The following is a 584-nucleotide window of genomic DNA, read 5'->3' as shown; positions in this document are numbered from 1 at the left end:
AATATTAAAAATCGTGCGAGCACATCATTTCATGGTGCACCGCACAAAATACGCAAATTGCGCACAAAATTTCGTATCAAGGTCTATTGCTCTTGCCCCCGCAGGCTAATTGGCAGCATTATTGCGCGCCGCGGTGTATCGCGCGGCTTCAAACAGCGTCGCATACCTTTGTTTCTTGTCCTGTATACTCTTAACAAATCAAGGAGAATCAGTATGTCCGACCCTTTTATCGGCCAGATCATCCAGGTCGGCTTCAGCTACGCTCCGGACGGATGGTTGCAGTGTAGTGGGCAGACTATACCGCTTTCGCAAAACCAGGCGCTGTTTGCGTTGCTCGGTACGAATTTCGGTGGTGACGGCGTAAGCACGTTTGGCATTCCCGATGCGCTCGGTCGTGTGCTGGTGGGCACGGGCCAGGGGCCTGGCTTGTCCAACTATGCCCTGGGGGCAAAGAGCGGAACCGAAGCCAACCAGCTGACCCAAAGCAACATGCCGCTGCACATCCACCAGGCGACGTTCCAGGGTTTGCCAGGGATGACGTCCGCCTCGGGCAGCCTGTCTGCGCTGACTGCGGCTACATCGAC

At 55.3% G+C, this 584-nt stretch carries 1 protein-coding gene; it reads left to right on the top strand.

Annotated features, from left to right (window positions below; all coding sequences use genetic code 11):
- Positions 1–213: 213 nt before the first annotated feature.
- Positions 214–584, top strand: a 371-nt coding sequence (locus AACY49_RS30010; RefSeq protein WP_339527849.1) for a phage tail protein, incomplete at its 3' end; no start/stop codon positions are given.

It is taken from the genome of Pseudomonas sp. EL_65y_Pfl2_R96, assembly GCF_963970905.1.
Taxonomy (GTDB): Bacteria; Pseudomonadota; Gammaproteobacteria; order Pseudomonadales; family Pseudomonadaceae; genus Aquipseudomonas.
The sequence above is the reverse complement of the archived record's forward strand: the minus strand, read 5'-3'. Positions and strand labels throughout refer to the sequence as shown.